Genomic DNA, 8,795 nt, shown 5'->3' with positions numbered 1-8,795 from the left:
GCTGCGCCCGCGGGCGCCCGACGCGCAGGCCGAGCGCCGCCGCGCCGAGCCCCAGCACGAGCGAACCCGCCGCGTACGCGACGGCGATGAGCGGAGCATCCGTCCACAGTCCGACCGTGCCCATCATGAACGCGCTGTACGTCGTGAACCCGCCGAGGACGCCCGTGCCGAGCAGCAGCCGCAGCTCGGCGGCCTTGGGCAGCCGGGCGGCGAGAACGCCGATGAGGAACGCGCCGACGACGTTCGCAAGCAGCACGGGGGTGACGCCGACGTCCGGCAGCGCCAGGCCCACCGCCAGCCGTGCCGCCGTGCCGACGGCACCGCCCGCGGCGACGACCAGGAGGTGACGGAGGATCACCCTGTCACTGTAGTGACCGGGGAGGCACTGCGGGTCACGCGGCGGCGACGACCGTCTCGGCGAGCGGACGGCGCACGCGTGGGGCGACCTCGCGCTCCCGGAGCTTGTCCGGAAGGGACGCGGCGTCGCCGAGCTGACCCAGAGCGATCACCGTCAACGGCACGAAACGGGCCTCGACGCCGGGCAGGGCGCTGAGCGCCTCGCGGACGATACCGCCCATCTGGTGCACGACGAGACCCTCGGAGTGCGCCTGCACCGAGAGGTGGGCCACGGCCTGACCGAGGTCGTACTGCGCGAAGCGCAACGGGTTGCCGTCGGCGTCGTGCTCCTCGGCGAGGGCGACGATGAGAACGCCGGCGGCGGGCGCCCAGGTCTGGTTGAGGCCGGTGAGGGCCTCGACGATCTGCGCGTGCAGCGCGGTGCCGCGGCGGGCGACGACGAAACGCCAGGGCTGCGTGTTGCCCGCCGAGGGGCTCCAGCGCGCCGCCTCGAGCACGGCTGCGAGCGTGGCCTCGTCGATCGTGCTCTCCTTGTCGAAGGCGCGCGGGCTCCAGCGGCCGGCGAGGACGTCGAGGACGTCGAGGACCGGATGCTCGGTCGGGGCGGTGCGGTCACGAAGAGGGGCGGACATGGTCGGCCTTTCGGGTGAACGGTTTCGTCGATGCCATCAGCGTTTTCCCTGGGCGGACTCGCCGGCGCCGAGGAAGGAGCTCAGCTGAGCTCCGACAAGGTCCTGCGCGATGAGGAAGGAGTCGTGGCCGTGCGGCGCATCGAGGATGGCCGGTACGGATCCGGTGACGCTCCCAGGTGAGTGCGCGGCGACGAAGCGCTGCTGGTCGAGCGGGAACAGACGGTCGGTGCGGATGCCGAGCACGAGCAGTGGGCCATCGGCGGCCCGGAGCACGTCGGCGGCGGGACCGCGCCCGCGCCCGATGTCATGGGTGTTCTTCGCTGTGACGAGCGCGATGAAGCTGTTCGCGTCGAACCGCTCGGCGAACTTGGTGGCGTTGGCGGCGAAGTACGACTCGACGGCGAACGTGCCGTCCGTGCCCTCCTGCGGTGCGCGCCCGAACCGCGTCTCCATCTCATCGGATCCGCGGTACGACAGCATCCCGAGTGTGCGCGCGAGCGCGAGACCGCGAGTGGGCGCCGTGCCGTAGCCGGCGTAGAAGCCGCCGTGGAAGTGCGGATCCGCGCGCACGATCTCGACCTGCAGCGAGTTCTGCACGATCTGCTCTGCCGTCGTCTGCCAGGGGCCGGCGATCACGGCGGTGCGCGCCGCAGTGCCAGGGTGCGAGACGTGCCACTCGAGAGCATGCATGGCCCCGAAGGAGGCGCCGACCACAGCCGCCCAGCGCGTGATCCCGAGCGCGCGACCGGCCTCGAGAACCGCTCGCACCTGATCGCGGATCGTCACCGCAGGGAACCGTCCAGCCCAGGGAGCGCCGTCGGGCGCGAGGGAGAGCGGGCCCGTCGACCCGCCGCAACCGCCGAGGATCGCCGCAGAGACGACGCACCAGCGCCGGGTGTCCAGACCAAGGCCCTCTCCGACCACGCCCTCCCACCACCCGGGGCGGGGATCCTCAGCGCTGCGCACGAGATGGCTGTCGGCGGCGAGCCCGTGGAAGACGAGAACGGCGTTGCCCCTGGTCGCGTCGAGGTCGCCGAACAGCTCGAAAGCGATCCGCACACCGGGCAGCACGACACCGGACTCGAGCTCGAGGTCGCCGATGTCGACCGTCCTCCGGGTCGCGCCGGTGCCGCAGGCCGACCCGGCGGCGGGCTCGTCCTCGATACGGGTCTGCGTGCGCATGGTCTGCTTCCTGCCGTAACGCGCGCCCGCACGGCCGTCGGGCCCTGGCGCACGCTCACACCTCGTGAGCAGGATATGCGCACCGTCTTCGATGTCCGCGCCCTGTTACGCCCGGTGACGGGCGCCGCGAGCCGGCGGCGATCGCGCGAGCCGTCGCAAACGGTGGGTGATCGGCCCACGCACCCGCCGTCTGCGACGGCTCGCGCGGGTGAGGAGGATCCAGCGGCCGGGAGCAAGACCCGCGCCCGCTACGCCGCGCGCAGGGCCGCGGCGTAGCGGGCGGGCGTCGTCTGGAACCGTTGCCGGAACGCGACGATGAAGCTGCTCACCGAGATGTAGCCCACTGCCCTCGCGGCGTCCTGCACTGGCACGCCATCGGCGAGCATCCGCGCCCCCGCGTGCATCCGCGCGTCGACCCGCCACCGGCGGAACGTCACCCCCGTGCCGTGGACGAACGCGCGCGCCAGCGTCTTCGTGCTCACCCCCAGCTCCCGCGCCCAGGCGTCGAGATCGCGGGCGTCGCCCGGGTCCTGCAGAAGGGCGGCCGCGACCGTGCGCGCCCGCTCGTCGCGGGGGAGGGCGATGACGTCGCGCACCACGGGCATCTCGGCGAGCAGGTCGGCGAGGAGCCCTCGGCATCGCGCCCGACGGCGGTGGTCGGGCGCGCCGTCGGTGAGGTGGTGCAGGAGCGCCTGCGCGAGCGGGTCCGCCCGCAGCGCGCGCGGCGTGCTCCAGTCGCCCTCGGGGCGCAGCAGCGGGTCGATGTAGAGGCTGACGAGATCCGCCGCCTCGCTGAAGCGCATGGCGTGCATGGCGCCGGCGGGGATCCACACGATGCGGTCGCCGCGCACGTGCCAGCGCTCGCCGAGGACCTCGAGCTCGACGGCGCCGGCGGCGAGCCAGGCGATCTGGTCCTCCTGGTGCGCATGCGGCTCGAAGGCGCTGCCGGCGGGGAGCAGATCACGAGAGGCCGTGAAAATCGCGGATGTCTCTTCGACGGCATCCATGGAGGACGGATGCCGTCCTATGCGGCTTGAATGACGATCAGCAGACACAACCGTGTCCTCTCGGGTAGGAAAGCGTCCGTTCACCGTGATGGCGGGCAGACTAAGGCAAGGCTAATCTGATGTCGCCCTGATCGCGACCCGATCCGCCATCGCGGCTCCTTCCCCCTCCTTGCAAAGGACCCTCATGCACACCGCACTCCCCCTGCGCGCGGCCGCCGCGTTCACGGCTCTCGCCCTCACCGCCGCGGCCCTGTCCGCCTGCTCCTCGTCATCCGCGCCGGAGGAGAACCCGAACTACACCACGACGCCGAGCGACGAGTTCCCGGTGACGGTCGAGCACCAGTTCGGCGAGACGACCATCCCGGCCGAGCCCCAGCGCATCGTCGTGGTCGGCGTCACCGAGCAGGACATCCTGCTCGAGCTCGGCATGCCGCCGATCGCGACGACCGAGTGGTACGGCGAGCAGCCGTACGCGGTATGGCCATGGGCCACCGAGCTTCTCGGCGACGCCGAGCCCGTGGTCCTCGACCAGACCGACGGATTCGAGTTCGAGAAGATCGCGTCGCTGCGCCCCGACCTCATCGTCGGCACCAACGCGGGCCTGGACGAGGACACCTACGACAAGCTCAGCAAGATCGCGCCCACCGTCGCGCAGATCGACGGCACCGAGGCATACTTCTCGGACTGGAAGGAGCAGACGCTCATCATCTCGGCGGCCGTCGGGCGCTCGGCCGAGGGCGAGGAGCTCATCGTCGAGGTCGAGGACGCGTACGCCGAGGCGGCCGCCGCGCACCCGGAGTGGAAGGGCCTCAGCGCCACCTTCTCGCAGGGGGGAGCTTGGGAGGGCAACCTCTACGTGTACCCCGACGGGCTCAACACCGACTTCCTCACAGAGCTCGGCTTCGTGATGACCCCGGGCCTCGAAGCCTACGCCGACGAGCCGGGCAGCCAGGCGCTGATCTCGCCTGAGAACGTCGGCCTGCTCGAAGCCGACGTCGTCGTCTTCGCCACCGAGGAGGAGGGCGCGATCGAGGACCTCCTCTCCTTCGGGACGCTGTCGTCGCTGCCCGCCGTGGTCGAGAACCGCTCGGTGTACACCGACGGCGAACTGGCCGGCGCGATCTACTTCCTCACCCCGCTCAGCCAGAAGTACGTCATCGAGAAGCTCGTGCCCCGCCTCGAGGACGCCGTCGCCGGGACCGCACCGCGCGACATCGCGGGGTGATGACCGTCGCGGATGCCGTCGAGGCGCCGCCCGCTCGCGCGGGTCGGCGCGGCATCGGCCTGCTGGTGCTCGCGGCGCTGCTCGCGGCAGCGGTCCTGCTGAGCGTGCTCATCGGGTCGAAGCCGCTCGCACCCGCCGACGTCTGGCACGCCCTGTTCTTCTCGACCGGCGCCGAGAACGATCGCATCGTGTGGGAGGTGCGCCTGCCGCGCACCCTCGCCGCGGTCGTCGTCGGCGCCGCCCTGGGTGTGGCCGGGGCCCTGATCCAGGCCTTCACCCGCAACCCGCTCGGCGACCCCGGCATCCTCGGCGTGAACGCCGGCGCCTCGCTGGGCGTCGCCATCGGCGTCGCCGTCTTCGGCACGACCCTGCCGGTGCAGCACCTGGGCTTCGCATTCGCGGGTGCCTTCATCGCCACCATCGTCGTGGTCCTCGTGGGGTCGGCAGGCCGCACCACCGACCCCGTGCGGCTCACCCTCGCCGGTGTCGCCGTCGGCGCCATGCTCGCCGGCATCACCACCGCGATGACGCTGCTGGATCCGGCCACCTTCAACCAGATGCGCGGCTGGAGCGCGGGCACCGTCGTCGAGCGCGGCCTCGACGTGATCCTGCCCGCTGCGCCGTTCATCGCCGGGGGCCTCGCCATCGCCCTCGTCTGCGCCCGGGCGCTGAACGCGATGGGACTCGGCGACGACCTGGCGTCGGCACTGGGAGCGCACGTCGGACGGACCCGCATCCTCACGGTGGTCGCGATCACCCTGCTGGCCGCAGCGGCGACCGCGATCGCCGGCCCCATCGGGTTCGTCGGACTCATGGCGCCGCACATCGCGCGCTGGATCACCGGGCCCGATCAGCGCTGGATCCTGCCGTTCTCCGCTCTCATCGCGGCGATCGTACTGCTGGCCGCCGACATCGTCGGCCGCGTGCTCCTGTGGCCGGGCGAGGTGCCGGTGGGCATCGTGACGGCCTTCGTCGGTGCGCCGCTGCTGATCTGGTTCGTCCGCCGACGCCGGGCGAGCGTGCTGTGAGCGCCGTGGACGCGGCAGAGGGCCCCGCGCCGATCGACTTCGGCGGGCGGGTGCAGGTGCTGCGCGTCGGCGCCTGGTCGACGCGTCTGCGCGTACGCGCGCTGGTCGTCTGCGCCTGCCTGCTCGCGGCGCTGCTGGCGGCGACCGTCGCCGCGCTCTGCCTCGGCGACTTCGTGCTCACCGTGCCCGAGGTGGCGCAGGCGCTCGTCGGCGCCCAGAGCGGGATGATCGAGACCGTCGTGCTCGAGTGGCGTCTGCCGCGCGTGCTCGCTGCGCTGCTGTTCGGCGCCGCGCTGGGCGTCTCCGGCGGGATCTTCCAGTCGCTCACCCGCAACCCGCTCGCAAGCCCCGACATCATCGGAATGTCGGAGGGCGCCTACGTCGGCGCGGTGCTGGTGATCGTCGTCATCGGCGGAGGCACGGTCGCGATCGCCGCCGGATCGCTCGCCGGCGGACTCCTCGCGGCGGCGCTGTGCTACCTGTTCGCGTATCGCGGCGGCATGCAGGGCTTCCGCCTCATCATCGTCGGCATCGCGGTCTCGGCCATGCTCGGCGCGGTGTCGACCTACCTCATCCTGCGTGCACGCCTCGAGGTCGCGATGACCGCGGCCGTCTGGGGCGCGGGTTCGCTCAGCCGGGTCGGCTGGGCCGAGCTCGTCTCCGCCGCCGTCGTCATCATCACGGCGCTGGTGGCCCTCGCCGCCCTCGCCCCGGCGCAGCGGCAGCTCGAACTCGGCGACGACGCGGCGCGCGCCCACGGCATCCGCCTGGAACCGGCCAGGCTGGGACTGGTCGTCGCCGGCGTCGCACTGACCGCCGCGGTGACGGCGTACGCCGGCCCGATCGTCTTCGTCGCGCTCGCCGCACCGCAGATCGCCCGCAGGCTCACCCGGTCGCCCGGCATCGCCCTCGTGCCGGCCGCCCTCGTCGGAGCCCTCGTGATGCTGACCTCGGACATCATCGCGCAGCACCTGCTTCCGGGATCCCTGCCCGTCGGCGTCGTCACGATCGTGATCGGCGGCGGATACCTCGTCTGGCTCCTCATCAGCGAATCACGGAGACGCCCATGACCGCACCCTCCCGCCTGCGCGCCGAGCGCATCACGATCCGCTACGACCGCCGCGTCATCTCCGAAGACCTCTCCGTCACCATCCCGGACGGCGGTTTCACGGTCATCGTCGGACCGAACGCGTGCGGCAAGTCGACCCTGCTGCGCGCCCTCTCGCGACTGCTCAAGCCCGCGTCGGGCGCCGTGCTCCTCGACGGCAAGGCGATCTCGTCCTACCGGGCGAAGGAGGCGGCACGGATGCTGGGACTGCTGCCGCAGACCTCGCTCGCCCCCGACGGCATCACCGTGGCCGAACTCGTCGCCCGCGGCCGGCATCCGCATCAGGGCGTCATCCGGCAGTGGTCTCCCGACGACGAGATCGCCGTCCGCGCCGCGATGGAGGGGACCGGCGTGACCGCGCTCTCCGGGCGACCGGTCGACGAGCTCTCCGGCGGCCAGCGCCAGCGCGTCTGGGTCGCGATGCTCCTCGCGCAGGAGACGCCGCTGCTGCTGCTCGACGAGCCGACGACGTTCCTCGACATCGCGCATCAGATCGAGCTCATGGATCTGTTCGCCGATCTGAACGATCAGGGCCGCACCGTCGTCGCCGTGCTGCACGACCTCAACCACGCCGCCCGCTACGCGACGCACCTCATCGCCATGAAGGATGGCGAGGTCGTGGCGGAGGGCAAGCCAAGCGACGTCGTCACCGCCGAGCTCGTCGAGCACGTGTTCGGGCTGGCCTGCGTGGTGACTCCTGACCCCGTCACCGGCACGCCCTCGGTCTCCCCGATCGGCCGTCGTCAGGCGGCACGCCGCTGATGCCCCGCCTTCCCCAGTGGATCCAGGCCCCGGCGGAGCCCATCCGCGTGCGTCCGCTCCGCATCGACGAGCGCACCACCGCGCGCTCGCTGACGCTGCGGGTCATCGGCAGCGCGCCGCGTTTCACGGTCCCGGCGGCACTGCTGAGCATCACGCACCAGCTGGGCGAGGCGCTCGTGCCGGTGATCATGGGACTCGCGATCGATCAGGCGGTGCGCACAGGGGATCCTGCGCGGCTGCTGCTGTGGATCGTGCTGCTCGCCGTCGACTTCGCGGTGCTCTCGTTCTCGTACCGCTTCGGCTCCCGCATCGGTCAGCTCGGCATGCTGGCCGTGCAGCACCACCTGCGCGAGATCGTGTCGGCGCACCTGCTGCGCCGCGAACCCGCCCGCGCGGCGTGGTCGGCGCCGGGGGTCGCGCTGTCGCTGGCGACCTCGGATGTGAACCGCTTGGCCGGCGCTGTCGCGATCGGCGTGTACCCCGCCGGAGAGCTCGCCGCGATCGTCTTCGGCGGCGCGGTGCTGCTCACCATCAGCTGGCCGCTCGGTCTCGCCGTGCTGCTGGGGGCGCCGGCGATGCTGTGGATGACGGATGCCGCCGGTTCCGCGCTGCGTCGGCGCAGCGCGCAGGAGCAGGCCGCGGCCGCCGATGCCGCCGGCCGCGCGGCCGACCTCATGACCGGATACCGGGTGGTCAAGGGCGTGCACGCCGAGGCCGAGGCCTCCGCCCGCTACCGGCGCACGAGCCGTGCGGCGCTGGCGAGCACGCTGCACGCCCGGCAGGCGGAGGGCGTCTTCACCGGCACGATGTCGCTGGCGACCGGTCTCTTCCTCACCGCGATCGCCGTCGCCGCCGGTCTCCTCGCCGTGGAGGGGGCGTTCGGGCTCGGCGCGCTGGTGACGGTGATCGGCCTGACCCAGTTCCTGCTCTCGCCGCTGGAGAACTTCGCCCGCAACGCCGGTGCGGTGTGGGCGGCGGGAACCGCATCGGCCGGGCGGCTGCTCACGCTGCTGCGCGAGCAACCGGATGCCGCGCCGCCCGCCCCCGCCGCGATCGCGGAGGTCGCCGCATCCGCTCTCGACGGCGACGATGCGATCGTCGCGATCGACGCCGAGGGGCAGGAGGCGATCGACGTGCTCCGCGCCGTGCGCGCACTGCGCGCCGACGCCGTGATCGTCCCGCACGAGGCGCATCTGTTCGTCGGCTCCGTGCGCGACAACGTCGAACTGCCAGGGGTCGACGCCGCCCGCGCCACGGCGGCGCTCGCCGCGGCGCAGTGCGACGATTTCGTCGACGCCCTCCCCGAGGGCGTCGACACCGTGCTCGGCGAGGGCGGCACCGGCCTCTCCGGCGGGCAGCGGCAGCGCACTGCGCTGGCCCGCGCGCTCGCGCAGGATGCCGAGCTGCTCGTGCTGCACGACCCGACGAGCGCCGTGGACGCCGTGACGGAGGCGGCGATCGCCGCGGGCCTGGCGCACGTGCGCCGCGGCCGGC

General features: G+C 72.6%; 9 protein-coding genes. 5 read left to right on the top strand and 4 right to left on the bottom strand.

All coding sequences use genetic code 11. From position 1 onward, the window contains the following. The 4 genes from QM568_RS12340 to QM568_RS12325 all read right to left on the bottom strand — a co-directional run. A partial coding sequence (locus QM568_RS12340) for a CrcB family protein (RefSeq protein ID WP_415139255.1) occupies window positions 1-358 on the bottom strand: 358 nt, incomplete at its 3' end. Between the two features lie 34 nt (window positions 359-392). After that, on the bottom strand, window positions 393-989 hold the full coding sequence (locus tag QM568_RS12335; RefSeq protein ID WP_415139253.1) for a nitroreductase family protein: 597 nt from the start codon (window positions 987-989) through the stop codon (window positions 393-395). 36 nt (window positions 990-1,025) lie between these two features. After that, the gene (gene metX, locus QM568_RS12330; RefSeq protein ID WP_415139251.1) at window positions 1,026-2,171 is read right to left on the bottom strand and encodes a homoserine O-acetyltransferase MetX; all 1,146 of its coding nucleotides are present in this window, start codon (window positions 2,169-2,171) and stop codon (window positions 1,026-1,028) included. 248 nt (window positions 2,172-2,419) lie between these two features. After that, window positions 2,420-3,178, bottom strand: a complete 759-nt coding sequence (locus tag QM568_RS12325; protein WP_415139249.1) for an AraC family transcriptional regulator — start codon at window positions 3,176-3,178, stop codon at window positions 2,420-2,422. Window positions 3,179-3,362: 184 nt separating this feature from the next. On the opposite strand from QM568_RS12325, the gene QM568_RS12320 reads away from it, so the two are divergent. The 5 genes from QM568_RS12320 to QM568_RS12300 all read left to right on the top strand — a co-directional run. Next, a complete protein-coding gene (locus tag QM568_RS12320) occupies window positions 3,363-4,403 on the top strand; it encodes an ABC transporter substrate-binding protein (RefSeq protein ID WP_415139247.1) in 1,041 nt (346 codons plus the stop codon). Continuing rightward, entirely contained in the window at window positions 4,403-5,431 is a 1,029-nt protein-coding gene (locus QM568_RS12315) for a FecCD family ABC transporter permease (protein WP_415139245.1), read from the top strand. Before QM568_RS12320 ends, QM568_RS12315 begins: the two co-directional genes overlap by 1 nt. Next, window positions 5,428-6,501 carry a FecCD family ABC transporter permease gene (locus tag QM568_RS12310; RefSeq protein ID WP_415139243.1) on the top strand — a complete coding sequence of 358 codons (1,074 nt, stop codon included), beginning with the start codon at window positions 5,428-5,430 and terminating at the stop codon, window positions 6,499-6,501. The genes QM568_RS12315 and QM568_RS12310 overlap by 4 nt, the downstream gene beginning before the upstream one ends. Continuing rightward, window positions 6,498-7,301 carry an ABC transporter ATP-binding protein gene (locus tag QM568_RS12305; RefSeq protein ID WP_415139241.1) on the top strand — a complete coding sequence of 268 codons (804 nt, stop codon included), beginning with the start codon at window positions 6,498-6,500 and terminating at the stop codon, window positions 7,299-7,301. The genes QM568_RS12310 and QM568_RS12305 overlap by 4 nt, the downstream gene beginning before the upstream one ends. Further along, window positions 7,301-8,795, top strand: a 1,495-nt coding sequence (locus QM568_RS12300; protein ID WP_415139239.1) for an ABC transporter transmembrane domain-containing protein, incomplete at its 3' end; no start/stop codon positions are given. The genes QM568_RS12305 and QM568_RS12300, both read left to right, overlap by 1 nt.

Source organism: Microbacterium sp., from assembly GCF_047607465.1.
In the GTDB taxonomy this organism is placed as follows: domain Bacteria; phylum Actinomycetota; class Actinomycetes; order Actinomycetales; family Microbacteriaceae; genus Microbacterium.
The sequence above is the reverse complement of the archived record's forward strand: the minus strand, read 5'-3'. Positions and strand labels throughout refer to the sequence as shown.